This is a genomic window from Moorena bouillonii PNG, from assembly GCF_001942495.1.
Classification (GTDB): Bacteria; Cyanobacteriota; Cyanobacteriia; order Cyanobacteriales; family Coleofasciculaceae; genus Moorena; species Moorena bouillonii.
In genome coordinates, this window is sequence record NZ_MKZS01000001.1 from 5,222,817 (window position 1) to 5,249,705 (window position 26,889).

At 44.6% G+C, this 26,889-nt stretch carries 25 protein-coding genes, 1 tRNA gene, 4 pseudogenes and 1 other annotated feature; of the genes and pseudogenes, 13 read left to right on the top strand and 17 right to left on the bottom strand.

The genetic code is table 11. The annotated features are described in order from the left end of the window. Positions 1–921, bottom strand: a 921-nt coding sequence (locus BJP37_RS21200; RefSeq protein WP_369121346.1) for an ammonium transporter, incomplete at its 3' end; no start/stop codon positions are given. 394 nt (positions 922–1,315) lie between these two features. On the opposite strand from BJP37_RS21200, the pseudogene BJP37_RS34750 reads away from it, so the two are divergent. Together BJP37_RS34750 and BJP37_RS21215 are read left to right on the top strand one after the other, a co-directional pair. Next, a pseudogene (locus BJP37_RS34750) lies at positions 1,316–2,274 on the top strand (IS630 family transposase). A 257-nt stretch (positions 2,275–2,531) separates the two neighbouring features. Continuing rightward, positions 2,532–3,383 carry a pentapeptide repeat-containing protein gene (locus BJP37_RS21215; RefSeq protein ID WP_081431274.1) on the top strand — a complete coding sequence of 284 codons (852 nt, stop codon included), beginning with the start codon at positions 2,532–2,534 and terminating at the stop codon, positions 3,381–3,383. Here BJP37_RS21215 and BJP37_RS37065 read toward each other — a convergent pair. From BJP37_RS37065 to BJP37_RS21235, 3 genes and pseudogenes are all read right to left on the bottom strand, one after another. After that, positions 3,309–4,439, bottom strand: a pseudogene (locus BJP37_RS37065) (IS630 family transposase). The gene BJP37_RS21215 and the pseudogene BJP37_RS37065 sit on opposite strands and share 75 nt — an antisense overlap. 268 nt (positions 4,440–4,707) lie before the next feature. Continuing rightward, positions 4,708–5,961: a MarC family protein gene (locus BJP37_RS21230; RefSeq protein ID WP_075901748.1), complete on the bottom strand. Its 1,254-nt coding sequence runs from the start codon at positions 5,959–5,961 to the stop codon at positions 4,708–4,710. Between the two features lie 30 nt (positions 5,962–5,991). Continuing rightward, positions 5,992–6,576 carry a cupin domain-containing protein gene (locus tag BJP37_RS21235; protein ID WP_070394144.1) on the bottom strand — a complete coding sequence of 195 codons (585 nt, stop codon included), beginning with the start codon at positions 6,574–6,576 and terminating at the stop codon, positions 5,992–5,994. Positions 6,577–6,759: 183 nt separating this feature from the next. Here BJP37_RS21235 and BJP37_RS37070 point away from each other — a divergent pair, with 183 nt between their 5' ends. The 5 genes from BJP37_RS37070 (at position 6,760) to BJP37_RS21250 (ending at position 10,033) form a co-directional block, all read left to right on the top strand. Next, entirely contained in the window at positions 6,760–6,963 is a 204-nt protein-coding gene (locus tag BJP37_RS37070; protein ID WP_143727722.1) for a hypothetical protein, read from the top strand. A 65-nt stretch (positions 6,964–7,028) separates the two neighbouring features. Next, positions 7,029–8,072, top strand: coding sequence for an AraC family transcriptional regulator (locus BJP37_RS21240; RefSeq protein WP_075901750.1), 1,044 nt, complete (start codon positions 7,029–7,031; stop codon positions 8,070–8,072). A gap of 204 nt (positions 8,073–8,276) precedes the next feature. Continuing rightward, positions 8,277–8,903, top strand: coding sequence for a restriction endonuclease subunit R (locus BJP37_RS21245; RefSeq protein WP_075901752.1), 627 nt, complete (start codon positions 8,277–8,279; stop codon positions 8,901–8,903). A gap of 55 nt (positions 8,904–8,958) precedes the next feature. Beyond that, on the top strand, positions 8,959–9,111 hold the full coding sequence (locus BJP37_RS39725) for a hypothetical protein (protein ID WP_158069700.1): 153 nt from the start codon (positions 8,959–8,961) through the stop codon (positions 9,109–9,111). After that, on the top strand, positions 9,089–10,033 hold the full coding sequence (locus BJP37_RS21250; protein WP_075901754.1) for a DUF4351 domain-containing protein: 945 nt from the start codon (positions 9,089–9,091) through the stop codon (positions 10,031–10,033). The genes BJP37_RS39725 and BJP37_RS21250 overlap by 23 nt, the downstream gene beginning before the upstream one ends. A 326-nt stretch (positions 10,034–10,359) precedes the next feature. Here the strand turns inward: BJP37_RS21250 and BJP37_RS21255 are convergent. The 6 genes and pseudogenes from BJP37_RS21255 to BJP37_RS21275 form a co-directional block, all read right to left on the bottom strand. Next, positions 10,360–10,432: transfer RNA gene (locus BJP37_RS21255), tRNA-Ala, on the bottom strand. 77 nt (positions 10,433–10,509) lie between these two features. Continuing rightward, entirely contained in the window at positions 10,510–11,235 is a 726-nt protein-coding gene (locus tag BJP37_RS21260; protein ID WP_075901756.1) for an HAD family hydrolase, read from the bottom strand. Positions 11,236–11,679: 444 nt separating this feature from the next. Next, a pseudogene (locus BJP37_RS21265) lies at positions 11,680–12,171 on the bottom strand (class I SAM-dependent methyltransferase); the annotation flags it as partial. A 485-nt stretch (positions 12,172–12,656) separates the two neighbouring features. Continuing rightward, positions 12,657–12,962: a hypothetical protein gene (locus tag BJP37_RS21270; protein WP_198954135.1), complete on the bottom strand. Its 306-nt coding sequence runs from the start codon at positions 12,960–12,962 to the stop codon at positions 12,657–12,659. A gap of 77 nt (positions 12,963–13,039) precedes the next feature. After that, a complete protein-coding gene (locus BJP37_RS37075) occupies positions 13,040–13,189 on the bottom strand; it encodes a hypothetical protein (RefSeq protein ID WP_198954136.1) in 150 nt (49 codons plus the stop codon). 268 nt (positions 13,190–13,457) lie between these two features. Further along, positions 13,458–14,170, bottom strand: a pseudogene (locus BJP37_RS21275) (M48 family metalloprotease); the annotation flags it as partial. Between the two features lie 225 nt (positions 14,171–14,395). Here BJP37_RS21275 and BJP37_RS21280 point away from each other — a divergent pair. After that, entirely contained in the window at positions 14,396–15,070 is a 675-nt protein-coding gene (locus BJP37_RS21280; RefSeq protein WP_070394152.1) for a response regulator transcription factor, read from the top strand. 145 nt (positions 15,071–15,215) lie between these two features. On the opposite strand, the gene BJP37_RS21285 is transcribed toward BJP37_RS21280, so the two are convergent. Continuing rightward, a complete protein-coding gene (locus BJP37_RS21285) occupies positions 15,216–15,539 on the bottom strand; it encodes a (2Fe-2S) ferredoxin domain-containing protein (RefSeq protein WP_075901758.1) in 324 nt (107 codons plus the stop codon). A gap of 420 nt (positions 15,540–15,959) precedes the next feature. On the opposite strand from BJP37_RS21285, the gene BJP37_RS21295 reads away from it, so the two are divergent. The 4 genes from BJP37_RS21295 (at position 15,960) to BJP37_RS21305 (ending at position 19,974) form a co-directional block, all read left to right on the top strand. Further along, a complete protein-coding gene (locus BJP37_RS21295) occupies positions 15,960–17,180 on the top strand; it encodes an RNA-guided endonuclease InsQ/TnpB family protein (protein WP_075901760.1) in 1,221 nt (406 codons plus the stop codon). A 162-nt stretch (positions 17,181–17,342) separates the two neighbouring features. Next, entirely contained in the window at positions 17,343–19,322 is a 1,980-nt protein-coding gene (locus BJP37_RS21300) for a serine/threonine-protein kinase (protein WP_075901762.1), read from the top strand. A 129-nt stretch (positions 19,323–19,451) separates the two neighbouring features. Then, positions 19,452–19,637 (top strand): P-loop NTPase family protein, encoded by a 186-nt coding sequence (locus BJP37_RS41400; protein WP_198954137.1) that lies wholly within the window; start codon positions 19,452–19,454, stop codon positions 19,635–19,637. Next, positions 19,606–19,974, top strand: coding sequence for a hypothetical protein (locus tag BJP37_RS21305; protein ID WP_198954138.1), 369 nt, complete (start codon positions 19,606–19,608; stop codon positions 19,972–19,974). The genes BJP37_RS41400 and BJP37_RS21305 overlap by 32 nt, the downstream gene beginning before the upstream one ends. Before the next feature lie 218 nt (positions 19,975–20,192). Here BJP37_RS21305 and BJP37_RS21310 read toward each other — a convergent pair whose 3' ends face one another. From BJP37_RS21310 to BJP37_RS21320, 3 genes are all read right to left on the bottom strand, one after another. Next, positions 20,193–21,170, bottom strand: coding sequence for a pentapeptide repeat-containing protein (locus BJP37_RS21310; protein WP_075901764.1), 978 nt, complete (start codon positions 21,168–21,170; stop codon positions 20,193–20,195). Next, positions 21,163–21,738 (bottom strand): hypothetical protein, encoded by a 576-nt coding sequence (locus tag BJP37_RS21315; RefSeq protein WP_143727724.1) that lies wholly within the window; start codon positions 21,736–21,738, stop codon positions 21,163–21,165. Before BJP37_RS21315 ends, BJP37_RS21310 begins: the two co-directional genes overlap by 8 nt. 805 nt (positions 21,739–22,543) lie before the next feature. Next, complete coding sequence (locus BJP37_RS21320) at positions 22,544–22,687, bottom strand: plasmid mobilization protein (RefSeq protein WP_075901768.1); 144 nt, start codon at positions 22,685–22,687, stop codon at positions 22,544–22,546. A 67-nt stretch (positions 22,688–22,754) separates the two neighbouring features. Between BJP37_RS21320 and BJP37_RS21325 the strand changes: the two genes are divergently transcribed. Beyond that, entirely contained in the window at positions 22,755–23,969 is a 1,215-nt protein-coding gene (locus BJP37_RS21325) for an RNA-guided endonuclease InsQ/TnpB family protein (protein ID WP_075901770.1), read from the top strand. A gap of 599 nt (positions 23,970–24,568) precedes the next feature. Here the strand turns inward: BJP37_RS21325 and rplL are convergent. The 3 genes from rplL to rplA all read right to left on the bottom strand — a co-directional run bounded on the left by rplL (position 24,569) and on the right by rplA (position 26,731). Beyond that, positions 24,569–24,970: a 50S ribosomal protein L7/L12 gene (gene rplL, locus BJP37_RS21330; protein ID WP_070394156.1), complete on the bottom strand. Its 402-nt coding sequence runs from the start codon at positions 24,968–24,970 to the stop codon at positions 24,569–24,571. 89 nt (positions 24,971–25,059) lie between these two features. Next, positions 25,060–25,626 carry a 50S ribosomal protein L10 gene (gene rplJ / locus BJP37_RS21335; protein ID WP_075901772.1) on the bottom strand — a complete coding sequence of 189 codons (567 nt, stop codon included), beginning with the start codon at positions 25,624–25,626 and terminating at the stop codon, positions 25,060–25,062. A gap of 148 nt (positions 25,627–25,774) precedes the next feature. Next, positions 25,775–25,968: a sequence feature (ribosomal protein L10 leader region), on the bottom strand. Between the two features lie 46 nt (positions 25,969–26,014). Beyond that, the gene (rplA, locus tag BJP37_RS21340; protein WP_075901774.1) at positions 26,015–26,731 is read right to left on the bottom strand and encodes a 50S ribosomal protein L1; all 717 of its coding nucleotides are present in this window, start codon (positions 26,729–26,731) and stop codon (positions 26,015–26,017) included. Between the last annotated feature and the right edge of the window lie 158 nt (positions 26,732–26,889).

A 26,889-nucleotide genomic window follows, 5' to 3' on the forward strand; every position in this document is an offset into this window, starting at 1 on the left:
GGCTAGGTCGCACGTCCTCAGTAAGCGCGTCCTAACCAACCTGGCGGTTGCTATAATCAGACATCCCAAGGTGGCAAGGGTGATATTATGCCCGTTTAAGGGTTCGATTTTCTTCTTAAACTTAGTTTTTTGTCGTGGCTCAAGTTTATCGAACTCTGATTGCTCAATGTCGCAATATTTATCAGCCCGTGCCCCCAGGGCGATGGTTCCCATCAAGCCAGCAGCTCCTCCCACGGTGTGGACTACCGTTGAACCGGCAAAATCCCAAAATTTTAAGTCGTTTTCAGGATCTCCGAGACTAATATGCTTCAGCCATCCAGACTCCGACCACGCCCAATGTCCGGTGATAGGATACAAAAATCCCACTAGCAAGAAACTGAAGAGTAGAAAGCTCAAAAATCTCATGCGCTCGGCCACCGCTCTAGAAACAATGCTTGCTGCGGTGCCAGCAAATACTAATTGAAAGAAAAACTTGGCTTCCCTCATAGCCAGAGAGTCATAATAACTAGAGTCATAATAACTGAAGTTAAAAATATCCTGGCCACTAAAAAATAACCCTCCAGTCCCGATCCACGGATTGTCACCACCAAACATTAATCCCACTCCGCAAAGCCAGAACGCTACGGTGGAGATACTGAACACTACTAGGTTCTTTGCTAGAATATTGATCGCATTTTGCTTGCGACAAAAACCGGTTTCCAATAAGCAGAATCCCGCATTCATAAAAAATACGAAAGAGCCTGCTATCACCAACCAGATCGTGTCCAGGACGCCCTTGAGTTCAGGGTATATTGAGGCAGTCTCATGAGCCACTGCCCCATGACTCCACACCAGCACGAGCATCACAGCTAGTGATATATATATATAGTTAGACCAAACCAACCATCTGGTTTGGCGGTTGGTTTGCTTGAGCTTAGTCATGCCACTGCTTGATTTCCCTAGCTTCTAAAATCCAACTCCTGCTAGATTCAGCTGAGTTTAGGAGAACATGAGTTAACTGTAAATCATCTCTACATCATCAGGTGCCCTGGGAGCTGACTGATACAAAGTAAAGGGAGTAATAGCTTAACCCCCCATCCACTACATCATGGGGCGCGGGGAGTGTGAGGAGTGTCGGGCGAACGCCATAGGAGATATACCTTTATGATAGCTTAATAGAGCAATAGGCACTTATGTATTGACACATTAAAGTAACACAGAATTGCTAAAACTTCTCAACGGGAAGTTGCTCATGGTAAACCACAGTATAGCAGTCGCCATCATAGTTAGGACAAAGAAAACGAAAAGCCCTTCCACTTATCGTCCGATTTCTGTCATGCCTTTTCCTTACAGCGAAGACCTGCGCCAAAAAGTAATTCAGGCGATCGAACTCAATGGCATGAAGCGCTCTCGTAGCCAGTGAGTATTTTAACATTAGCCGCAACACCATTAATTTGTGGTTACGGCCATTGCTGAGACGGGGGACAACCAGCGCCAAAGTCAGGGAGCACCGAGGCTTGAATAACAAGATCACTGACTCGGAGAAGTTTCGAGCCAATGCCTATACCCATGGTGACAAAACCCAGGTGGAGATGGCTGAGTTATGGGATGGAGAGATCAGCGATTCGGGCAAAGCCCGACGCTTCGCGAACGCACAATATCACGTGCCTTGAAGAAAATTGGGTTTACGCGAAAAAAAAGACTTACGGCTACCGTGAAACAGATGAACAATTACGCCTTGCCAAAGTTGAACAGCTAGCCACCCAAAAGATATGAACAGATTGTTTATGCCTCGGAGTCAGGTATTGCTCATCGGTTCGATTATGGCTATGGTTACAGTCCATTTGGAGAGCGCTTTAATGACCATTAGTCCGGTCGCAGAAAAGGTCGAGTCAACATGATTGCTGCACTTTGTGGGCAACAGTTGTTAGCACCTTTCACGCTTTGAATGCTATTGTAATCGAGAGGTATTTGAAACTTGGGAACGAAACGTGCTTGAAAACCACCTTGAGACCAGGGCAGAAACTGGTGATTGACAATGCCACCTTTCATAAAGGTGGACGTATTGAGCAACTGGTTCGGGCAGCAGGAGTTCAGGTGTGGTACAAACCCACCCTATTCACCAGACTTGAACCGGATTGAAAAATGCTGGTCATGGCTTATTGCCGCTAAGCCAAGCAACTAGAGCATTTTGAAACACTGCGAGAGGCTAGGTCGCACGTCCTCAGTAAGCGCGTCCTAACCAACCTGGCGGTTGCTATAGTTGCCCATGGAGGAAACTCCCCTATTCCCTAAAACCTAGGACGAAAGTACCTCAAGCAATTGAGAACTGCTATATACTACAAATATAATAACGACTTTTTATCCAAAGGATACAGGTGATTAGCTTATTAAAAGAGCGTTTAAAGAATGTCTGGGTTCGTGTAGTGATTGCTCTGTTTATTGCTTACGTCTTTCTAGTCGTATTAAATGTCTTGGAGAAAATAACGACTAGGTTATTAGATCATACAAATCCAACGAAATAATTTCCCTTACCTAAAGTATTTTTATTCTTGGTCAAGCAACCAGTTTTAGTCTTTAAATTGGATAATCTTGAAGGTTTCGCTCTTTTATTTGGAGCGTCTTTTTACATACTAGAAAGTCCAGAGCGCAAACAAAGGATAATCTATGAGGCATGGCAAGTCGTTGATAATGCAGCAGGAGCGGGAGTCCCCACTAGTTATGCCAGAATCAAAGCCCTTGAGGTTTTGAACAACTATGGTGTTTCCATGAGGGGTCTGGATGTCCCAAACGCTGATTTGACTGACATTGACCTGGCTAATGCTATACTCCATCAAGCTACTCTCAATGACGCTGAACTTACTGGAGCTAACCTTACTGAAGCTGAACTTACTGGAGCCAACCTTAGTCAAGCCAACCTTAGTAAAGCTAAACTTGGTAAAGCATTGTTGATCAAAGCGGAGCTCAGTCAAACCGACCTGAGTAATGCTGATCTCACTGGTGCGGATATCAGAAATGCGGACCTCAGTGGTGCTAACCTCAGTGGTGCGGATCTCACTACTGTTGCCAACCTCAGTGGTGCCAACCTCAGTGGTGCCAACCTCAGTGGTGCCAACCTCAGTGGTGCGGATCTCACTACTGTTGCCAACCTCAGAAATACGAACCTCAGTGGTGCCAACCTCAGAAATACCAACCTCAGTGGTGCCAACCTCAGAAATACCAACCTCAGTGGTGCCAACCTCAGTGGTTTAGACCTCAGTGATACCAACCTCAATGATGCAAACCTCAATGGTGCGGACTTCACTGGTGCAGATCTAACTAGTGGTCTGTCAATTTTGTATTTGTGGGTAAAGCCGCTTGAGACGGACGCGGGCATCTGCGGTTGTGAATTGCCAATCTACTGACTTGTGCAACCGATTGCGCTCAATGTACCAAGCCTCAGTTTCCCGTTCTAAAGTTTCACGGTCCGGAATCCGTCTATCCAAGCATTGTCGGGTCCGTGACAACTCATTCTCGGCAATATTGAGCCAACTGCCATGTTTAGGAGTGTGGTGAATCTCCAATTTTTCGACTAAACGACGTGCAGTAGGTGCTTCAAAGGCTGCATAGAGGGAAGCTGGTTTGTGAGTGTTTAATTGATCACATATCAAGGTGAGGGTTTCGCATTCAGGGTAATCTTGATCTAGTAAGCGTTGAATTTCCACTGCCCAATCCACTGCCGTTCTGCGCTCTCTAACTACCACCTTGCGCCAGCCTGAAAGGGGTTCTGTAAACATGAAGATGCTCGCAGTTCCATTGCGTTCGTATTCATAATCGACTGACTCTGGATGTCCCGGTTTAGCCGGCAGGGGAATGCGGGTTTCTTTGATCAGTTGGACAGGTTGTTCATCCATACAAATCATTGGACGTTTGGGGTCATAGGGTTGGTGATAAACCTCCAGCACATCTTCCATATCCGCCACAAATTCGGCATTTTTTTGGGGTGGAATCACATATTGCTGACGCAGATGTGGTTTTAATTGGTTTTTTTGAGCTCTTGTCGCACGGTTTCGTGGCTAATGGCTGGTACAATCTCTAGCTCCACTGCTTTGTCGGCTAGGAGTCGTAAGGTCCAACGTGCTTGTCCTGCTGGGGGTTCTCCACAACGTAGAGCGATCAGTTTGGCTTGAGCCTCTCCGTCACATACCCGTTGCCGTGATGGATTCTTCTGCTGCTTTCGTTCCACTGCCGCCTCTAAACCTTGTTCGACTAATCGTTGCCGCAGATTGGCTACCGTGTTTCGGTGACAACCAAAGGTAGTTGCCGCTTGCTCGTCTGTCCATCCTTGTCCATTGATATCAATGTGAGCGCAGAAGAAGCGCGTGTTTTATTTTGTAGGCTGCTGTCTTGCCCCTGGATACCAACTGTTGGAGTTGTTGTCTTTCTTCAAGTGTTAACCGAACAATGTAACGTTTCTCCATGGTTTCTCAGATGATGGGTAATGGCAGATGAGGATTACTTCTTTAACATCCATTCTATTCACAAAATTAAAACTGACAGACCACTAGTGCGAACCTTGAAGGCATCTCTTGGAATCAACATACAAAGTGGAAAAATGCTACAGGTTTGGACAAAGCCGAGAATGTGCCCGATGCGTTGCGACAAAAGCTTGGTCTGGCATAGGGAATAGGGAAAGAGAGGGGGCGTTGGAAGTATGGGGCGATATAGGGTAATTATGTGGAGATAATCTTACAAGCCCAGAAGAAATTTCAGTGCAATAGCTTCTAGTTTTACTCCCGTCAGAATCATATCCAGTCCCAGAGCCACCTGCATCACCCCAAACACAAAACCAAGCACTCTTAGAGTCACGGGTTTGATGAGATTCAAAAGGGGATGGGCGACCAACATTACCCCTAAGTTGAGTACCATAACCAATAATAATAGCAAAAACATAGAACCCGGAGCAATTGCCATCCGTCCGAACATGGCGCTCATAGTCACCACAACAGCAATGCCATAGGGAGTTAAAATACTGGGAAAAACTAAGGGATTAATCGTTAACTTGAGAGAAGGATTTACAGGGGTAGCATCCTTGGTTGTGGGGGTATTATACTGAGATAATACTGTTCGCAGAGCCACTAAAAAAAGGATAATACCTGTTGCGATAAGCATTGCTGAGATATCAATTTTCCAGGCTTTCAGAACATTTTGGCAAAGTAGTGCTACCGCAAAAATAACTAACGTAGATATGCCAAACCCCCGTAAAGCAAGCTGGCGACGCAAGGCCGGATCCGCATTAGCTGTCAGCTTCACAAAGGGTACAATTAGCTTGAGTGGACCGACGGTAAGTAAAAAGATAATCAGGATATTGAATGCCCCAAATCCCTCAAAAAGTTGCTCAAACAACACTTGAGTTTTAGCATCAATCTCAGCCTTGACCGGTATGGCAATTTGATTGCTCGATGATTCCAGAGCTTGGGCTGAGATTATGGTGTTGCTTAATAATGGAATGATTTTAAGAGTGAGGTGGAATGGGCATCTTGGTAGAACTGGCATCTTGCCAGTTTCATGCTTATTTCCGGCGGGAATGATTTGAAGAGTGAGGTGGAATGGGCATCTTGGTAGAACTGGCATCTTGCCAGTTTCATGCTTATTTCCGGCGGGAATGATTTGAAGAGTGAGGTGGAATGGGCATCTTGGTAGAACTGGCATCTTGCCAGTTTCATGCTTATTTCCGGCGGGAATGATTTGAAGAGTGAGGTGGAATGGGCATCTTGGTAGAACTGGCATCTTGCCAGTTTCATGCTTATTTCCGGCGGGCAGGATGCCCACTCTACTCCTATTCATGGAAAGATTCAGCAACGCTGTTTGCCCAGTAAAATCCTTTGCCAGTAAGGGAGATGGCGGTGTAGGGATGGTGGCTGTGGCACTGTTAAGTGCTAACATCGAGGCAAAATAAGCCGATGCGATCGCTATCCCTAGAATTCTCAACAACCTACCCATCTCTCCATCTCCCCACTTTTACAAGATTTTCTAGCGCAACTTCATATTGCTAAACAGCTTTGCCACTGGTTCCGGAAGATTAGGTAGATTGGGTAAGTCGGGAGTCTCGGACATGGCAAGGCCCGTGAGGTTGTTATCCTTGATCAGCCTTGGAATTTCGTCGAGAGCAAAAACCATGCCCCAGTCCCGCTCTGCGTTTGCCACACCTTTGCGATCGCCCCCCTTCAAGGAGTCAACGAACCCCTCAAAGGTTTCCTGACCTGACAGCTCAATGTAATGAGCTGGTGTATCGGTGGAGTTCCAGAAAGCATGGACAATGCCCCGTGGCTTTTGGACATAGCTTCCCGCAGGAGCTGTAAACCTTAGTCCATCTGCACCCCCAATCTCGAAGACAAGTTCACTCGATATCACGTAGACCAGTTGATCGCAAAACTTATGGCTGTGGGGTGACAGCAAGTGACCGGGATTGATCACACCCTGCATCACTGAGAAATCACCACCCATGTCTCTGGATCGAGCCATGATAATCATGTCCGTGGCTGTCCTTTCTCCTTCACCAGGTTTCTTGAGGAGATCCTGGGCATCAAATCGATCGTTTACATTATATTCACTCATTGTTCTACTCCTTTAATCTTGCTTTGCTGAAAAATTCCTTGAGTAAATTTAAAAGTGCAACCCTGTCATCAAATGCCTTAAAAATGGCAAACCGATAATGCAGCTCATGGGGCACTATAATGGTTTTGAAGCTATCAGCTATTAGCTATCAGCTATCAGCTATCAGCTATCAGCTATCAGCTAATGCGCACGCTGCGCGAACAGCTTTTGAATGAAAGAGGTAAGCATTCGTTGCATCTCAGTTCCCTGGCCTTTTGGCCTTTTGGCCACGCTACGCGAACGGCCACGCTAAGCGAACGCCCGAGGGAGGAATTCATAGTCTTTGGCTTTGAGTCCCTTGAACTTGTCAGCCGAATAGCTTGTTTTAAGCTGACGGCTGAGAGCTGAGAGCTCATAGCTGACGAGCTTTCTATAACCAAATTGCCATCTTTAGCAGAGGTGTGATAAGGACAATGGGCGCACCAAATCGGACATTTCACGACAGATTGCACAAACCCGAAATGCTAGCTAGCGTGGTGGCGAGTACCGTAGCTTATGCAGTGGCACGGGGAGTGGACATGGAACAGATCACTGCCGCCACAGGACTAACCCGTACCGATCTGCTCGATCCCGATGCCCACCTGTCTCAACATCTGGTACCAACGGTATGGCGCTTACTGACCAAGGCTTACCCAGGGGAAGCGATCGCACTCCACATGGCCAGTGCTACTCCCTTCTCATACTTTGGAACACTAGCCTATGGAGCTAGATATGCTGAAAATCTCAGAGAAGCGTTGCAGAACTTAGTCCGCTATCGGTCTGTGCTATCGGATCAACTGCACATCGCCCTGATTGAGTCCTCCTCAGAGGGCATTTTACACATGCATCATCCCATGGATGCCGAGGATGGGGGTTGCGCTGCTGAAGTGGGACTAGCTTTGGGGTTGCGCTATATGCGGGAAATTTTAGGAGCAGATGATATCCTTCTGCGCGCGGACTTCACTCACCTGCCCTTCGGACCAATCCAGGTTTATGAAGAGTTCTTTGGTAGCCCAGTATGCTTTCAACAATCCCACAATGCCCTTGTATTTCGTCAAGGAGCCCTAGACCTACCCACCAAACAGCCTGATCCGGATCTGTTTCGTTATATTCAGAGCCATCTAGACCTGGTGCGAGAACGGTTAGCAGGTTCTAGTGATTCTCCAGAACTATCTAGGATCCGGAATGCGATCGCTCACAATGCTGAACGTTCTGAATATGGTGCAGAAGCCCTAGCACGACAGATGAACATGAGTCTTCGTGCTTTGCAACGCTTGACCCAAGACCATGGTATCACCGTTCGGCAACTGTTAGACGAAACTCGTCAAGCAAACGCACAACAATTCCTCAGTGACCCCAGACTCAGTATCGAAGCCATATCCTGTTTGCTAGGTTACTCGGAAGATCGTGCATTCCGCAGAGCCTTCAAGCGTTGGACCGGGCACACCCCTGCCGAGTTCCGGCGGACTGTTGGTTAAGTATTTTAGTATACCCAATTAAACAGTTATAGCGTTTCTAGGACTCATGAGGTACACAGGATTGTTTCACTCTCGGCTCTTGCCTAATCCCTGCTCCCTGCTCCCTGCTCCCTGCTCCCTGCTCTATCAATTTAAGTCTGAACTAACCTGTAACGTGTAACTTTCCGTTTTTATGCCTTGATCACCACCAACAACTTAACAACAATGGTAGAAACAATCCAAGCTAAAGACGTCACCCTCAAGCAATTAAAGACCCTAGTCAATCTTCAGCTAGTTAACGATAACCAATTCTTTCACGAGTGGCAAGAAAACTTACCAGAAATTAGCGAATTACAACAGCAATTACTAGATGACGTTAAAGCTGGTTATTTTAATTTACTCTATTACCCACCCTTACTAGAAAAAAACGTTAATCTCGCCATCCTATCCCCCCTGCTATTTATCGGAAAATTTTATTTGGAACCCTTTCACATCAAAGCCGAAAAAACCGTAGATATTTCTGTTGATGACCACGGCATTATTGTCAAAGGAAGCATTGATACCCTAGTCTTACATAACGAATTTTGGATGACGATTATCGAATCCAAACAGGCTAGCTTCTCCATAGAAGCTGGACTACCCCAACTTCTGGCCTACATGTTAGCTAATCCCCACCCAGATCAACCAAGCTATGGCATGATTACCACTGGTGGTACCTTCATTTTCATCAAACTAGTTAACAGTGAAAAGCCCAGATATGCCACATCTGCTGAATTTTCACTGCGCAATCCCGGAAATGATTTGTATCAGGTGCTTCGGATTCTTAAAAAACTGAGTCAAATAGACATCTAGTTCTGAAGGGGTAACCAGCAGATTAAAATACTTAATAGCAATCCGTGTAGGAATTGTGATAATTTTTGATGCCATATTCCCAGGGAGTGCGCGTTCACGCTTAGCTTTGAAAAAGCGCGGGGTCGCACCGCTCCCTACTCCCTACTCCCTACTCCCTACTCCCTACTCCCTTTACTATATGTGTTATGAGTTACGACAGTACCCTTAAATATTTAGTTGAACAATATCCCCAAGCCTTTACCCGTTGGTTGTGGAACCAGGAACCACCAGAAGATATAGAAATTCTCAACACCGAATTAAGTACAGAACCAATTCGGGCAGATGCCTTGTTTTTTGTGCGGGTTGCTGATGCTATTTTGCATTTGGAATTTCAAACCCTACCCCAGTCTGAACCTCCCTTACCCCTGCGGATGCTCGATTATTGGGTGAGGTTGTATCGCCAGTATCGCTGTAAGATTGAGCAGGTAATAATTTTTCTGAAACCAAGCCGATTAGCGGGAGTATTTGTGAATCAATTTACCGAGCCGAACCTATCCTTCCACTACCGAGTGATTCGGATTTGGGAATGTGATCCACAACCGTTACTTACCACCCCAGGGTTACTACCCTTGGCAGTATTAGCACAAGCGGAAGTGCCAGAAAACCTGCTATCCCAAGTAGCAGCCAGAATCGATATGATTGAAGATAGACAACAGCAGCGTAACCTATCTGCTTGCGTGCAACTGTTGGCTGGGGTGAAATTTGATGAGCAGTTAATTCAAGCTTATTTTCGGGAGGATATGATGCAAGAGTCGGTGGTTTATCAACGCATTATTCGTCAAGGATTAGAACAAGGATTAGAACAAGGATTAAAACAAGGATTAGAACAAGGATTAAAACAAGGATTAAAACAAGGATTAGAACAAGGATTAGAACAAGGATTAGAACAAGGATTAGAACAAGGAAAGCACAATGAGCTTAATTTAATTATCCGTCTACTTAACCGTCGCCTAGGTCAGCTCAATCCCCAATTACAGCATCAAATTGAGCAGTTATCCTTTTCCCAGTTGGAGGATTTAGGGGAAGCGTTGTTGGATTTTGAAACCGAAGTGGATTTGAGCAATTGGTTGAACCAGTTCAGGGATAGGTAATATGTAAGCTATCAGCTATCAGCTATCAGCTATCAGCTATCAGCTTAAGCGCTACGCGCACGCTACGCGAACAGCTATCAGCTATCAGCTATCAGCTTTTGAATCAAACAGGTCAGCATTCGAATAATGCTGAGTTATGTCACAGCGTCGTTCGCACAGCGTGGCCAAACGCGCCCCGCGTGGCCTTTTGGCCAAGGCCAAAGCCTGTACCACAAACTAGAAGCCTGTGGCACAAAGCGGTTCCCGTAGCGTGAGCCTTTAGCTGACGGCTGACGGCTGACGGCTGACGGCTGAAAACTGATAGCTGATAGCTTTCTTGCTATCTATGGAGAATAGGGGATTCGAACCCCTGACCTCTGCGGTGCGATCGCAGCGCTCTACCAACTGAGCCAATTCCCCCTAGTAATTTGGTTTATTACTTTTGTTTATATGTTTATTCTAGCAGCAGGACTAATATCCCTGTGCCCTTGTATGGTCTAGATTTCTGCTACTGGCTGAGGTGATACCCCAGAATAGACCTGCTGCACCCGTTCTAATTCCAGCTGATTCAAATAATCCACAGTCCAGTTAGCGTGACGCTGTAGCATATGAAGGGGATAAGTACTAGCCACTCCTACCACTGGCATGCCAGCTCGCTTCGCCGCCTCAATTCCAGCCAAAGAATCTTCTATCACTAGACATTCCGCAGGTTTCAAGTTCAGGTTACCATAAACTTGATTGAGCCGCTCTACCGCTAGCAGATAGCCATCCGGTTCCGGTTTACTAGTAGTAATATCATCACCAGCAACAATCAAACTAAAATAGTGAGCTAAACCAGCGCGATTGAGCACCACTTCTACCTCATTCCGCAATGCTCCAGTCACCAGAGCCATTGGTATCTGAGCACCCTGGATCTGAACCATTAAATCCTCCACACCAGGATAAATGGGCAACGTTTCTATACTTTCTAGCTGACGTTGATAGGCAGCAGCTTTGCGGCTAATGAGCTGATTTAAGTAATCCTCCGTAACCACCCGACCGCGACGCTTAAGTAACTCTCGCAGACAAGAGCGATCGCCTCTACCTGTACAAACCTGTCGAAACTCTTCGGAATCCGGACGCAAATTTTCCCCAAGAATAATTTCCTCAATTAGTTTCTCGTGAATCGGCTCATCATTGATTATTACTCCGTTAAAATCAAACAGAACTGCTTTCAAACTCATAAGTACCTAGATATAAATTCTGTTACTATTGTTTATAAGCATAAAAAAAATAACGTTAATCAACCCTTTTTTGTTCCCCGTTACCCCTTGCCTATTCCCTTATTTTAACATTCAACGTTACTAATCTTAACAGTCAAGGTTAATTGTGTCCAAGTGATTACTTGAGGTCAGCTATCAGCTATCAGCTATCAGCTATCAGCTTATGGGTTATAGGCACTGAAGTATAGTTTAGGACATAGTATTTTGGTTTAAAGGGAGCAGGGAGCAGGGAGCAGGGAAAATAAATATGTCCTAAGCTTTGCTTCGACTGCTATACCTCACAGGCTTCTAGCCTGTGCGACGCTACTTGACTTTTGAATAAAACAGGTAACCATTCATTTATCTGAGTTAAGTCTGCTGAGCGCTGAGCGCTGACCGCTGAATGCTTACTACTTGAGAAAGGCACTATACCGCTGGAACCGGCAGCCCTTGTGACGCAATATCATCTGGAAAACTTCCCTCAGATTGAGATTCCCAAACAGTTGATTTCCCTACTGGCAAAGGTTTTAGACCCTGAGTTATTTGATGCAGCCACCACCATTGCGTAGTCCGGACTGCTTCAAAACTAGCTGCACCCATCCAAGCATCAACGCTACCATTAGCGTAAGCCTTGATATAGGGTTCTTCAAAAACTTCCGTTAGCCAATTCGCCTCCCGGATCGTAGTCTGATTCCCGTCTAGAATCAAGACTTGTCCTCCCCCTTGGAGCAGTCGGAAGGATTCATGCAAAATCGACTGAGTTACCTTGGGTGGAGTTTCGTGAAACAACAGTGATGCTGTAACTAGATCAAAAGACTGATCATCTAAACCGGTCTGTTCAGCCATACCATGAAGCCACTGAATATCGAGATTAGCCTTGTTAGCTTTATAGTCAGCCATGACCAGCATATAAGGTGACCAAAAATATCGGTTTCAAGCCTGGCCTTGGCCAAAAGGCCACGCGGGGCGCGTTTGGCCACGCTACTTGAGGTGCCCATAAGCGGGCGAATTTTTCAAAAATGATGTGTTATAATCTAATTAAGTGTGTAGCCTAGCACAGGCAGGATTCGTCGGTACTGCCCTATTCCCCAACGACGTAAAGCGATGCTAGTACACGAGGCGCGAAAAACCTCTAAAACGCATGGATCTTAACGGATACCGAATACCAGTAAAATACGATTGCAAAATATTAACGTACCGTGGGGCACACGGAAACGGGAAATTCCAACGCTTAGGGAGATAAGCCCACGCTCGTTTAGTTAAATTAGGCTCGATACTTGGTTATGCATGAACCGGTGTTTGGCTTAAGTATTGCCTTTCAGGATAGCTAATTTTAGCGATGCAGCGCGGTCTTGGGGGTTTCCCCCATGAGCGACTGCATCAAGACAAGGCGTGTCGTAGAACTAAGAATCCCCGTTCTTACTTCGGCGGGGAGTGTCAAGGACCCAGGTTTCATTAGGGGGCAACGCATATTGGGTAATTGGGTCGTAGCTTGTGGCTGCACTTCCATTCAAGTAGCCCCCTTCAATACCATGGAAATTCTGAGTGCTGTAATAGTCAGGATAGATTAAATCAGGGTTACGGAAGCGATCGCACTCAGCTTCCCAATCCATAGTTTGGTAAAACTGTAGCAGCTTTTCTTGATCAATCAAGCTAAAGATGATCGGGGATAAGAAACGGTCCCAAAGTGTATCTTGATTAACTGCCATAGGTATAATTCCTGTAGATGTCAAACCAACTGCTAACGCAGTATACCTTGAGGGTGATTAATCTAGCACCACACTCCTTACCGTTGCCGTTTAATATACCGAGCAAACCGCTCCCGACCCTCTTGCAGATTACCAGGAATACCATTAGGGTAAGTTTTAGCAATCAGACTCTGGAGTTGTTCAATCCGATTACTAGGGTTAGGGTGAGTAGTGACATACTCCCACACTGAATCGAAGATTACAGTGTGGGCTTCTTACCAACTCCAGCCATCGCTTAGGATACTCGGTAAGCTTTATTAACGACACGGGATGCCCCTCCGCGCCGGAACAATACAATAAGTTCTATTTTTAATTAGTAGGTGGCGGTTAGCTCTTAATTTGTTTTCCCTACTATTTTTAGTATAACGTTTTTCAGCCTGTTTATCAGAGTTCCAGCTCCGCGATTCATCCCACACTCATGCTGCGCATTGAGATGTGGGGCTTCTCGCGGAGGAAGCTAAAAAACTCCGGTGGTTGCCCACCCTGTCGAATCGAGTTAAGGACTTGCATCAGTTCAACGATTCCCCTAGGGTTATAGCCCGCTTGTGTCATAAATCGAAAACCAAGGCGGTCGCTTTCTAATTCATCCTCACGTCCATACTTAAGGCTAACCATTTGATTAATCGCTTGGGCAAGTAGTGCTGCTTGCCTGCCACTCTGGGCATCATCACTGGCAGCAATACCAACAGCATTAACCAATGCTACCCCAAGTTTCTGCTTGGCCAGATGTTCTGCACCATGTCGTCCCACCACGTGACCAATCTCATGGCCCAACACCCCCGCCAGCTGAGCTTCTGAATTAAGTCGCCTGAGCATGGCCAGGGTCAGAAAAATTTGTCCCCCTGGTAGAGCAAAGGCATTCACCGTGCGGGGGTCACTCAACAAATAGAACTCAAACGGATAAGGTGAACCAGAGGCTGCCGACTTTTTGACAATCTGCTCTCCCACTTGAGAAATATATCCTTGAAGGGCTTTATCTTGGTAAAGACCACCGTGTTGAGCGGCCATTTCCGTGCTTGTAACCCAATCACCACTTCCTGACGGGGGGAAAGTTGGATGCGCTGCTTTTCCCCAGTTACTGGGTTTTCAGAGACACTGGTAAAGTAGCTGATCAACCCAAACAAGCCGACTATGAATGCAATTCCTAAACGAAGGATTAGTCTACGCACCGATTATCTCCCAAATTCATCCATAGCAAAATACTATAAGACTATTGTTCTAGAAGATATGATTAATGATTAGAACCGTTATGATTAGAGCTATCATTTAACAAGTATTACCCTATATTGACCAATCTGTATTAGTCCTGAAAACTTACATAGGTGCGCTTGACCCATTAAGAATTAAATTCGCCACGGGTCGCACCTCTTGTTTGGCCTAGACACCATTCAGCTATGACCCACCATATTTTAGTTGTCGAAGATGAAACCAAACTAGCCCAGTTTATTGAACTGGAACTCAAGTACGAAGGTTATCAGGTTAGTGTTGCCTACGATGGATTAGCTGGTTTGGGAGCAGCGCGGGAATCTAATCCAGATTTAGTAATACTTGACTGGATGCTACCGGGCATATCAGGACCAGAAATTTGCCGACGCCTGCGCAGTACTGGTAATCAGGTGCCGATTATCTTATTAACCGCTAAAGATGAAGTAAGCGATCGCGTTAGTGGTTTAGATGCTGGTGCTGATGACTACGTAGTCAAACCCTTCAGCGTAGAGGAATTATTAGCCAGAGTCCGAGCTCATCTGCGACGCAATCAAACCGAAGACCCCAACATCCTGCAATTTGCCGACTTAAGTTTAAACCATAGCACCCGTGAAGTGTATCGAGGTCAGCGATTAATTGAACTGACTGTCAAAGAATTTGATCTACTCGAATATCTCCTAGCCCATCCCCGACAAGTCCTCACCCGAGAGCAAATCCTCGAAAGAGTTTGGGGTTATGACTTTATGGGTGACTCTAATATCATAGAAGTTTACATTCGCTACTTGCGCCTGAAGCTAGAAGCCAACAACGAAAACCGTCTAGTCCAAACCGTGCGCGGTGTTGGCTACGTATTGCGAGATTAGTCCTGAGTGCATCATTCCTGATTGCATCAGTCCATCCTGACTTCCGACTCCCGACTCCCGACTCCCGACTCCCGTTCCCCTCTTGGGAGGGGTTAGGGGTGGGTTCCGACTCCCGACTCCCTAAAAGCATGGAAAACTGCTATACCTAATAGCCAAAACTCATATGGATGCGGGGATGGAGTTTTGCCCTTACTAACTTACCTCCTTGCAGATGTTCTTCCACAATTACCGGCACATCTTGTGGTTTGACTCGGCAATACCAAGTCTCCTCTGGAACAATCCGCACCGTTGGACCAGAACTACACTGTCCCTGGCAAGTTGTACCAATCACGCTAAAGTCAGAAAGATCAGCTTCCTCGAAGGCAGCCAGCACCTCAGCTGAACCGACTGCTAAACAAGACTTATATTGGCAGACTAAAACACAAGGCTTTTCAGTTTTGGCACTGTCTTGAGTAAAGTTTGTTTCCACCTTAAGTTCAGTTACTATTAAGAATTATTACTACTGTCATCATAACCATTGACTTTTAGGCATATTTTAATGTCATTATCCCGTAGGATGCAAAATAGCTGTTTTCAGTCCTGAGTCGGTTTTGAGCTATGGGCGGCAGCCCCGCGCCCTACGCGGATATTGTGGGCGTCGGGAAGGATAGCCCGGTGATGGAGTGGAACGGAATCACCAATTAGGAATGTCTTGGCTCAGGGAAGCGAGCTATTAAGTTTCTAAGTACTTCCGATTCATTTATTCCCCTCCGTTCTGCTTCTTGTTATAGCTTCTTTTTCTCATATTCGGTTAACCGAATTGTCATCTTTATTGTTTTCAATATGAATTGCCATTTGACTAGCTATATACTAAGATAGTAACAGGTCGATAAACCAGAGTAAAAACAGAATGAGAGCTGCTTACCAGTACCGATTAAGATTAACCAAGACTCAAGTAATTCAATTAGAGAAATGGTTAGAAATGTTGCGCTGCCAATATAACTACTTATTGGCTGACAGATTTGCCTGGTACGAACAAAATCGCTGTTCCATCAATGCATGTTCTTTGGTTTGTCATCTCCCAGAACTCAGGGATAATCCTGATTACTACTCTCAAAAACGAACTCTTCCCCAGCTCAAGCAAAATAGACCGTGGTACGGAGAAATTCATGCTCACGTTCTACAGGACTGCGTTAAACGAGTAGATTTAGCCTTTAAACGGTATCTCAAGGGGGATTGTAACGGTAGAATAAGTGGAAGACCTCGGTTTAAAGGAAAAGCCCGGTACCGTTCCTTAACTTTCCCTTCTCTTGGGAAAAACCCTATTGATGGCCACCGTTTAAAACTACCTAAATTTGGGTGGGTCAAGATGGTTTACCACAGGCCAATCCCTGACGGCTTCAAGATTAAGACAGCTACAATTACCCGTAAAGCGGATGGTTACTATATCACCTTATCGATCCAAGACGATACTGTACCTGAACTAATCCCTGTTGATCAGGTATCTAATCCTGTGGGGATTGATATGGGTCTTAAGTCGTTTTTGATTAAGTCTGATGGTACTGAGGTAGAAATTCCTCAATATTACCGAAAAGCTCAAAAACGGCTCAAGAAAATTCAGAAAGCCGTTAGCCGAACGAGAATTGGTAGCAATAACCGAAAAAAGGCTGTAACCAAACTAGGGAAGGCTCATAAAAAGGTAGCTGATACCCGAAAAGACTTTCATTTTAAGACGGCGTGCGGTCTGCTAGATGACCACGATCTAGTAGCCCATGAAAAGCTCAACATTAAAGGTCTAGCCAGGACTAAAATGGCTAAATCAGTTTTGGACGCTGGATGGGGTCAATTCCTGTCAATCCTCTCAGTCAAAGCCGAGAATGCTGGGCTGTTAACGGTTGCAGTTAATCCCAAGAATACTAGCCAGAACTGTTCAAACTGCGGGAAGAAAGTACCCAAAAAACTAAAAGACCGCACCCATTCCTGTCACCATTGTGGTTATATCGCAGATAGGGATGTTAATGCGGCTAAAAATATCTTGAAATTGGCGGTGGGGCATCCCGTCAGAAGTAAAGCTTACCGAGTAACCCAGGCAATGGCCGGTGTTGGTAAGAAGCCCGCGTTGTCCCGTTAGGGCAACGTCGGGAGTATGTCACGAAGCACAGTCTCCTGTTATGCACCAATGACCAATGAATAATTACCAATAACTCATTGCTCAACCATCCAATTGAATCGGAGAGCAGCTTAACATTAGAATGAAGACCACACTTCGAACCCAATTGTCCCTGAATCCGTCATGAATCCAAAACTCTTAAACAATCGCTACCGTGTCCTTGAGACTCTAGGTTCGGGTGGGTTCGGTGACACCTTTCTCGCCGAAGATATCCATATGCCCTCAAGACGGCGGTGTGTGATTAAGCAACTTAAGGCATTAGCTCATAATCCCAAAGCTTACAAGCTCGTCCAAGAGCGATTCCAACGAGAAGCAGCTGTTTTAGAAGCCTTAGGGGAAGGACATGACCAGATTCCGAGACTTTATGCCTATTTCTCTGAAGCCGAAAAGTTTTACCTGGTTCAAGAGTGGATTCGAGGAAATACCTTTACAACACAGGTCAGACAGGGAAAAAAATTTACTGAGATTGAAGTTAGGGAACTCCTAATTAGTTTGTTAAAAGTTCTAGAGTATGTCCACTCTCGCCGTATCATTCATCGGGACATTAAGCCAGATAACATCATTATCCGCCAACGAGATGGAGTACCAGTTCTGATTGATTTTGGTGCAGTCAAAGAAGCAATGAGTACCGTAGTCACCAACTCTGGCACCCCTCACCCAGCATCAATTATAATTGGCACTCCTGGCTATATGTCTTCGGAACAGTCAGCAGGACACCCAACCTATAGCAGTGATCTGTACAGTTTGGGGCTGACAGCAATTTTATTGCTAACGGGTAAAATACCACAGCTATTCCACACAGATGAGAGGACTGGTGAAATTTTATGGCGTCAAGATGCCCCACACCTTTATTCAAACCTAGGAATAGTGCTCGACAAAGCGATTCGATTCCATCCACGCGATCGCTTTATTAGTGCCAGACAAATGCTTGATGCTCTCCAATCTGACCCGGCATCACCTACGGAAGCCACAGTCCCCATGTCTCCCGGTGCCCCATCAACAGCCAACAAAGGTACCGTAGCAACAGTCCCCATTTCTCCCGGTGAGCCACCAGCCAACAACGGTTCAGTGTCCACTATTAAAGGCCCTTATCCAGTCACTGTAAAACAAAACGATAGTTACAAGGCAGTTTTAAAGGGAGGTTTAATCGGAGGCGGTATATTACTGATTGTGGTGGCATTTGGTTCAGGATTCAACAAATTCTTGAATCCCTCTACGACCGTCCCATCCTATGATCAATCTAAATCAACATCATACCCAGACAAGCCAAGTTCTCAAGAACCGCAAGATAAAAAAGTATCATCAAAAGACCCATTACCAGAAACACCATCATACCCATCACAGTCCCAGACCAATAACCCATCACAACCAGTAACTAAACCAGAAACACCATCATACCCATCACAGTCCCAGACCAAGGATCGATCATCCCCATCACAACCAGAGACTACCGTAACTGATCCGGTCACACCATCATCCCCATCACAACCAGACTCGACCGTAACTGATCCGGTCACACCATCATCCCCATCACAACCAGAGACTACCGTAACTGATCCGGTCACACCATCATCCCCATCACAACCAGAAACTACTGTAAAACCAGTTCCAGTAACGACACGGAAACCTATCACCGAACCTTCACCCATCGTAGAAAACAAGACCAGTAACCCAAATCTTGCTCAGCTCAACGCTATTCCCAAATTTCCCCCAGGAACTCAGCGAAGAGCAGTGGAATATGCTTTAGGCAAGCCCACAAAACAATCAAACGGCATGTGGAAGACTCGCGCTTTCCTTTATAAAAACGTTGTGCCCAATCATGTAGACCTAGGATACCTGTTTGATCGAAGTTCTGGGCGTCTGCGCCAAACGGAAGTTACTTTTTCGCAATCCGTTGACCTAGAAATCATGTCAGAGACCTTAAACAAGCTGCTCAGTAACAACATCTCCACTGACATTAAACAGGGACTGAAAGATGTATATCAGGGCGAGTCTAAGACCTATAAATTTTCCAGTGGTAACAATAACAGCTTGGAGGGTGTGATTCAACGAGACGGTAGCGATCGCATTTACATTGGTGTTTGGGAAGCCGATTTAAAGTAAAAAGTAATCTTAATTCCCTGAGCAAGACTGTAGTGCTAAAGGCTCCCCGGCTGATAGCTGATAGCTAAGGGCACCTCAAGTAGCATCTCAAGTAGCGCATATGCTTACCTTTTGTCTATTTAATTTAACATGAGAAAAATACTCATATTCGGTAACTCTGGAGCGGGAAAAACAACCTTAGCCTTAAAATTGCAGGTTGAATTAAGCTTACCCATACTCGATCTAGATACTATTACTTGGATACCGGATCTACCAGGAGTAAGACGAGAAGATGTGGAAAGCGATGCAGCGCGGTCTTGGGGGTTTCCCCCATGAGCGACTGCATCAAGACAGCGAGAGATTATTAATCGACTTTATTCAAAAAAATCCTGGATGGATAATTGAAGGATGCTACGGTAGTTTAATTGAAACAGCCGCCAAATATTCCTCAGAGATGATATTTTTGAATCCTGGAGTTGAAAAATGCCTAGAAAACAATCGACTCAGACCATGGGAGCCTCATAAGTATAAGACTCCCAAAGAACAAGAAGCGAATTTTGAATTTCTACAAACCTGGATTAGAGACTACTATTCACGTGATGATGAATATTCCTTTAGGTGCCATGATCGACTATTCAAAACATTTAGCGGCAATAAAAGAGAAATCAATTAATCATGGGTTGCCGTAGCGTCGCATTTTCTAATGCTAGGATTGTACAACACCTTTTTAGGATTTTATCACTAGACAGAATTGCTGAAGTCATCGTAAGAATCCAGAATTTATGGGGAGCGCTCCATCTCTACTCCCTACTCCCTACTCCTGCGAAATCTAGGACAAAAGTACTTCACAGAATTTATCAATGCGATAAGTGGTAAATAGTTTGGTTTAACTTAAGCACTTGTCCGAGATCCGATTATAGAATCTAATTTTTTTTGTGCAGGATAACGATTCAAATAAGCCGGATCATTAATATTTTTATGGCTTCCATAGTAGTTAGGTAATGGCTGAATTTGGGAAGCTTGATTTTGATGAGATTGGCCGAGCAACCTATCAGCTAAAATACTAGAAATAGCTTTATAGAAACGGGACGAAAAACTTGTATCTTGCTGTAGTTTATCCTGTAATTGTTGCCGAGAAATTGACCAAACTTCTGAGTTAGTTATAGCGGTAACAGTAGCGGAAGGTAAACTTCGTTTTAGAAAGGACATTTCCCCCACTACTTCACCTCCTGATAATTCAGCAATATTTCTGCCCCCAACTGAAACTGTAAACTGTCCCTCCGATACTATATACAGTGCATCAATTTCTTTCCCTTCTTCTATAAGCGTAGTATCGGCAATAATTTCTTTCTTGCTTCCTGTAGCAATCATCCATTCCACATCCCTATCACTCAATTCCTCTATCATCAAAAGTGTTTTTTTGATACCCTGCTTCCAGAGAGCTTCTACATTATGTAATTTTTCTATAGGAAGCAAGAATTCCTTATAATCATCAAAAAAAATTGCCCCTTGAGCCTTGAGAGCAGATATAATCTCCTCAGTAAGCCCTGAATTATTACAAAATTGAGCGTTGTCTAAAATAGCATTACTAAAGTCAGCACCGGTTAGATTAGCATTTCTAAGATCAGCACCGCTCAGATTGGCATTCCTAAAAATCGTTCCCCTTAAATCGGCATTCCTCAGATTAACGTTTTCTAAGTTAACCCCGCTTAAGTCAACTCTAGCCAAGTCCTCAGAAAGATTTAGGTCAGCTATCTCCGCCAGTTTATAAAAATTAGTAGTGTTAGCGCCTTCAACACTTTTGATTAATTCTTCTAACTCTTGGTTAAATTGTTCGTTATTTACCGGTTTTAATTGTTCGTTAGTCATACTTTAGTACCACTTTACTTAAATAAGGTTTTAATTTGTGATCTAGAATCAGTAAGGCAATCTTTCTATCTAAGACTACACGTTTTTCCCGACTAATTTCGGGAGACCACAACCCTTCAGCTCCAGTCAGATGAACATCTGGCTTAAAAACTTCAAAGGTAGCTTCTATGTAGCACGGCTTTGCCATTACATCTATTGTTCCCAGCTCGACTTCCTTGAGTATTCCTTTAAACACGGGTTGACCCGTTTTTACCTCAAAAACCCAAGCCGGATTTTCCTCTGAGCCCTTCGTTGTGATCTGAGGGTCAATGAACTGAAACCCATCGGTTGTTCCTCCTGTATTTTTGTGACCATGGTTAGCTTTAACCCCAGGTTTATTCTTATCCCAAGACGCCTCCACTTTACTGTGATTTTCTTTATTCTCTTGCTGCTTCCTCTGTTTCTCAACATCAGGGTCAAATGAGCCACTGTAGTTACGAGCTTCCAAAGGGATATTGGCATTTTTTAGCCTTAGCCTAAGTTCTCCACCTTTGAGTCCGAACCTAACTCGACCCAATGGCGTCTGCACCCACTGTTCATTAAATTGTATAGTCAGGTATAGCTTCAATTGCTCTATCTGGCGAGATTAAAAAATCCCTGTCGAGACTGGCTCAACTTTAAGCTCCATCGTCAGACAATCTGGAAATTTATTTTCCTCTTGTGGGATAAGCGGTGTCGATTTTATTTTGGACATGCTAAATTAGGATACAGAGGTTCACAGTTTACTCGCGAGGTAACCCTAAGGCTTATAGGCAAACGAGTTCATATTCACGTTTGCAAAGAATTGCTTCTAGGTTACTGATGACAGCGACCTCTGCTCGAATTGTTTGAGCAGAAATGCACGTAAAATCTAGTTAAACGTGAAATACACGGCACAATTTAGAGCATCTCACGTTTAGCTGAAGACACCGATACAGCTTTACTGAAATGATCTGAACTGATCTATTAGTTCAAGTCCAGTTAATCACTTACAAAATAGTCTCTAGATTTTTGGGTAAGCGTAATCGGTAATGGGTAATCCTAAACTACCAATTACCAATTTAAAATCACCAATTCTAAATTACCAATTCCAAATTACTTGATTTCGGATCTGATAATTAGTCAATCAGAGATGATATTATATTTATTGACTGATATATTTAATAACCCAGAGATGTGCTACCCTGAGCTTATAATCGTGAGCATATAATCAGATGCTTTGCCCTGAGATGATAAATTAAAAGACTTGGCTGACTAATCTTATAATTTTCACTAATAATCATTATTATCGATTTAGTTAGCTGACCGGTAAAAGAAGCCCCACGTCCGAACTGAAAGTCGGCGTGGGATGAATTTTACACGGAGTCTTTGGGATCGGGGAAACGAGCTATCAAACTTCTAAGTACCTCTGATTGGTTCATCCCCCTTTTGGTTGCTTCTTGCTCTAGTTTTTTCTTTTCATACTCGGTCAACCGTATCGTCATTTTTATAGTTTTCATTCTGACTTGCCATTTGACTAGCTGTATGCTATACTAATAGTAGGTCGAAAAACAGGAGATAGCAACAATGAGAGCAGCCTATCAATATCGACTAAGGTTAACCAAAGCCCAGGAATCTGAAATCGAGAAATGGCTGGATCTACTCCGTTGCCAATACAACTATTTGCTTGCAGATAGGTTTAATTGGTATGAGCAAAATCGCTGCTCCATTAACTCCTGTCCTTTGATTTGTCACTTGCCAGACCTAAGGAAAAATCCTGATTATTTTTCCCAAAAGAAAACTCTTCCTCAACTAAAGAAGGATAGACCCTGGTACAAGGTAGTTCAATCTCAAGTACTCCAGGATTGCGTAAAAAGAGTTGACCTTGCTTTTAAGAGGTTTCTTAAAGGAGACGGTAATGGGAAAAAGAGTGGAAGACCTCGATTTAAAGGGAAAAATAGATATAAGTCATTTACTTTCCCGTCTCTGTCTAAAAATCCAATAAATGGAAATATTTTGACTCTTCCAAAATTTGGAAAGGTTAAAATGATTTATCATCGACCTATTCCAGAAGGGTTTAAAATCAAGACAGCGACTATAACCCGAAAGGCTGATGGCTATTACGTCACGCTGTCAATCCAAGATGATACAGTCCCGAATATTATCCCAGTAGACAGTGTTGAAAATCCCATCGGGATAGACATGGGTCTTAAATCGTTCTTGATCAGGTCTGACGGTACTGAGATACCAATTCCTCAGTATTACAGAAAAGCTCAAAAACGACTCAATAAAATCCAGAAAGCTGTCAGTAGATCAAGGAAAGGTAGTAAGAACAGAAAAAAAGCTGTAAACAAACTAGGGAAGGCTCACAAAAAGGTAGCTGACACCCGAAAAGATTTTCACTTTAAGACAACAAAAAGCTTGCTAGATACCTACGATCTAGTTGCTCATGAAAAACTAAACATTAAGGGTTTGGCTAGGACTAAATTAGCTAAATCTGTATTGGACGCTGGTTGGGGTCAATTTCTGTCAATATTATCAAACAAAGCCGAGAATGCTGGTTTGGTCACAGTTGCGGTAAACCCCCGAAACACCAGCCAAAATTGTTCCAATTGTGGAACAAAGGTACCTAAAAAATTAAAAGACCGTATCCATTCTTGTCCTTCTTGTGGGTACATCGAAGATCGTGATGTGAATGCGGCGAAAAATATATTGAAGTTGGCGGTGGGGCATCCCGTCGGAAATAAAGCTTACCGGGTATCCGAACCGTTGGGTGGAGTTGGTAAGAAGCCCACACTGTAATCTTTGATGAGCGTGTGGGAGTATGTCACATAAAGGTGTGATATCAATCACATCAACCAGTGAAGTTAATTAAACCAGTGAAGTTAATTACTGTATTCGGTGACTGGATTCACTGACTCGATTCGGTGACTGGATGGAGTTATTGAAATCAGCGTATTCTAAAGCCCTAGGCGGGATTCCTCTGAAGGGAATGGTATGCGATCGCATCACCAACAGTTGAGCTGACTTGTCACCCCCTCAACGGAAAATGAAACGGGCAAGATGCTCGTTCCACAAAACTATTTAAATCATTCCAGAAAATGAAACGGGCAAGATGCCCGTTCCACACAAGATGCCGGTTCCACAAAAAAAAGGAGCCGATTGCGTCGGCTCCCCAAAAATTGAGGTTGATTCAACTGAGCTCAAGTCTGGTTAATCACTTACCAAATAGTCACTAATCGTCAGCTATCAGCTATCAGCTATCAGATATCAGCTATCAGCCAAAGGCCTGTGGCCACGCTACGCGAATGGCTCAGGGCTGACGGCTGACGGCTGACTGCTGTTCGCGTAGCGTGCGCGTAGCGCATATGCTTATCGTCAACCAGACATGATAGTAGATATTACTTGACGGTAACTTTAGCACCAGCCTCTTCCAGTTGCTTCTTAGCGTCTTCAGCCGCCTCTTTAGCAATGGCCTCTTTAATCGCTTTAGGAGCAGATTCCACCAACTCTTTGGCTTCTTTGAGTCCCAAACCAGTGATGCCTCGCACCACCTTAAGTACAGCAATCTTCTTATCAGAGGGGAACTCTTCTAGAACCACATCAAATTCAGTTTTCTCTTCCTCTGGCTCAGCCTCAGCAGCTGGAGCACCAGGCATAGCACCAGCCATCATCATCATACCGCCAGCAGGAGCAGCAGCACTGACACCAAAAGCCTCTTCGATCTGCTTAACCAGCTCAGAAGCTTCTAGCAGAGTCAGTGATTTTAATTTTTCGAGAATTTCATCAGTTGTAGCAGACATTGATATAACTCCTTTTAGGTGAATTGTTTAATGTATTGAGTGTTGTACTTGAGTGTTGTACAAATCTCCGAAAGGGGGAAAACCGAGTACTAGCTGTTGCCTTCTTCCTTGGCAGCAATCCCTTGGATGCATCGACCCAAAGAAGCTGGCACCTCGTTAATACTACGACCCAAGGAGGCTGGTACCTCATTAATCCCGACAGCAAGTTTGGTAGCGATAGAATTAATCGCTCCAGCAACTTGCGCGATCAGTTCCTCCTTAGAAGGCAAGTCGGCAATTGCCTTAACTTGCTCTTCATTTAAGGCTTGACCTTGCATCACGCCGCCGCGAAATTCAGTCTTCTTGGCGGCTTTCTTAAACTCCTGGTAAGCTCTGATGGCACTACCAACATCGTCTTTGACCAGGAGAAAAGCTGAAGTACCACTCAGGAATTCTGTCATCGGCTGCCAGTTTTCGTCTTCTTCCACCGCAAGCCGCATGAAGGTGTTTTTGGTCACCTTGCAAATCGTGCCAGTGGGACGCAGACGATTCCGTAAATCGGTAATTTCAGCAACCGACAGCCCCTGGTAATCAATAACTACAGCCAGCTGAGACTCACTCAAGGTTTGCTTGAGCTCCGCCACAATTGTCTTTTTCTCGTCAAGTGTTCTACCCATTTTGTTAAGTGTTAACTGGTTAATTGTTAATTGAAAATAAATAAAAATAAATATTATTTATTTTTAATTGACTCTCAACCAAGAATGATAAGTATTGAACGGTCGGTCGCGTAGCGTGTGCGTAGCACATAGATCTGACGGATAACAAATAACCAAACTAAAACCCCGGAGACTTGGCCGGGGTTAAGGGTCGTATCATTACCGCGTTCGCGTAGCGTGTGCGTAGCACATATCGCACTCACTGTAGGATCAGTGCCTGGGCAGATGATACATAGTACTTTAACCTCGGCAGGATATTAAGCTAGTTACTCCTGCTGTCTTCAGCGCAAGCCTTCTTCAATTGTCTAGTTTGTTTTGTCGAATACTAAGGTGATGTCTAATCTCTGTTTTAAGCAGCACCCTCAAGCTTGAGTTCACGCAGGATAGCGATATCCACTTCAATCGATGGACCCATGCTGGCAGACACATATAAAGTGCGCCAATAGCGACCTTTCGCGCCAGATGGACGATGGCGGTCGATACTTTCCTGCAAAGCTTTGAGATTCACCAGTAAGTCTTCGGGGCTAAAGGATGCCTTACCAAACATAACATGAACAATGCCAGTACGGTCAGCCCTAAATTCTAGTTTACCAGCTTTGAATTCTTGGATTGCCTGAGCTATATCATTAGTAACTGTACCACCTTTAGGAGAAGGCATCAAGCCCCGTGGTCCGAGGAGACGACCCAATCTGGCTACTTTGGGCATCATGTCCGGCGTAGCAATTAGCCGGTCAAAATCCATCATCCCGTTTTGAATTTCTGCAATTAACTCTTCAGAACCAGCAATGTCTGCCCCTGCATTAGTAGCTTCCGAGACTTTTTCACCCCGAGCAATCACTGCTACTCGTATCGTCTGACCTGTCCCCTTCGGTAAAGCCACTGTAGTGCGCAGTTGCTGGTCAGTATACTTTGGGTCAATTCCTAAGCGAATATGGGCTTCAGCCGATTCCGCAAATTTAGCCGTGGCTGTTTCTTTGAGGAGTTTGAGAGCTTCTATTGGTTCATAAGGTCGCTCTTCAACCTTCTTTTTTAGTTCTTGTAATCGACGCGATGGTTTCTTGGGCATCTGTATCTCCTGGGGTACTTAGCGAAGTAAAACTCCTCCCCCTCTATGGTTTACGTTAATACATTGGAGTTGAAAGTTGAAAGTTGAAAGTTGAAAGTTAAAAGTTGAAAGTTGAAATTTCCAGGTTACAGCGTCAATTCATCTTTCATCCTTGATCC

Bases quoted from the DNA above. Each gene is read 5' to 3' on its own strand.
- BJP37_RS21230 (WP_075901748.1), bottom strand. From the start codon at position 5,961: ATGGGTAGGTTGTTGAGAATTCTAGGGATAGCGATCGCATCGGCTTAT.
- BJP37_RS21235 (WP_070394144.1), bottom strand. From the start codon at position 6,576: ATGAGTGAATATAATGTAAACGATCGATTTGATGCCCAGGATCTCCTC.
- BJP37_RS37070 (WP_143727722.1), top strand. From the start codon at position 6,760: ATGCGCACGCTGCGCGAACAGCTTTTGAATGAAAGAGGTAAGCATTCG.
- BJP37_RS21240 (WP_075901750.1), top strand. From the start codon at position 7,029: ATGGGCGCACCAAATCGGACATTTCACGACAGATTGCACAAACCCGAA.
- BJP37_RS21245 (WP_075901752.1), top strand. From the start codon at position 8,277: ATGGTAGAAACAATCCAAGCTAAAGACGTCACCCTCAAGCAATTAAAG.
- BJP37_RS21250 (WP_075901754.1), top strand. From the start codon at position 9,089: ATGAGTTACGACAGTACCCTTAAATATTTAGTTGAACAATATCCCCAA.
- BJP37_RS21260 (WP_075901756.1), bottom strand. From the start codon at position 11,235: ATGAGTTTGAAAGCAGTTCTGTTTGATTTTAACGGAGTAATAATCAAT.
- BJP37_RS21270 (WP_198954135.1), bottom strand. From the start codon at position 12,962: ATGGCAGTTAATCAAGATACACTTTGGGACCGTTTCTTATCCCCGATC.
- BJP37_RS21280 (WP_070394152.1), top strand. From the start codon at position 14,396: ATGACCCACCATATTTTAGTTGTCGAAGATGAAACCAAACTAGCCCAG.
- BJP37_RS21295 (WP_075901760.1), top strand. From the start codon at position 15,960: ATGAGAGCTGCTTACCAGTACCGATTAAGATTAACCAAGACTCAAGTA.
- BJP37_RS21300 (WP_075901762.1), top strand. From the start codon at position 17,343: ATGAATCCAAAACTCTTAAACAATCGCTACCGTGTCCTTGAGACTCTA.
- BJP37_RS41400 (WP_198954137.1), top strand. From the start codon at position 19,452: ATGAGAAAAATACTCATATTCGGTAACTCTGGAGCGGGAAAAACAACC.
- BJP37_RS21305 (WP_198954138.1), top strand. From the start codon at position 19,606: ATGCAGCGCGGTCTTGGGGGTTTCCCCCATGAGCGACTGCATCAAGAC.
- BJP37_RS21310 (WP_075901764.1), bottom strand. From the start codon at position 21,170: ATGACTAACGAACAATTAAAACCGGTAAATAACGAACAATTTAACCAA.
- BJP37_RS21320 (WP_075901768.1), bottom strand. From the start codon at position 22,687: ATGAAAACTATAAAAATGACGATACGGTTGACCGAGTATGAAAAGAAA.
- BJP37_RS21325 (WP_075901770.1), top strand. From the start codon at position 22,755: ATGAGAGCAGCCTATCAATATCGACTAAGGTTAACCAAAGCCCAGGAA.
- rplL (WP_070394156.1), bottom strand. From the start codon at position 24,970: ATGTCTGCTACAACTGATGAAATTCTCGAAAAATTAAAATCACTGACT.
- rplJ (WP_075901772.1), bottom strand. From the start codon at position 25,626: ATGGGTAGAACACTTGACGAGAAAAAGACAATTGTGGCGGAGCTCAAG.
- rplA (WP_075901774.1), bottom strand. From the start codon at position 26,731: ATGCCCAAGAAACCATCGCGTCGATTACAAGAACTAAAAAAGAAGGTT.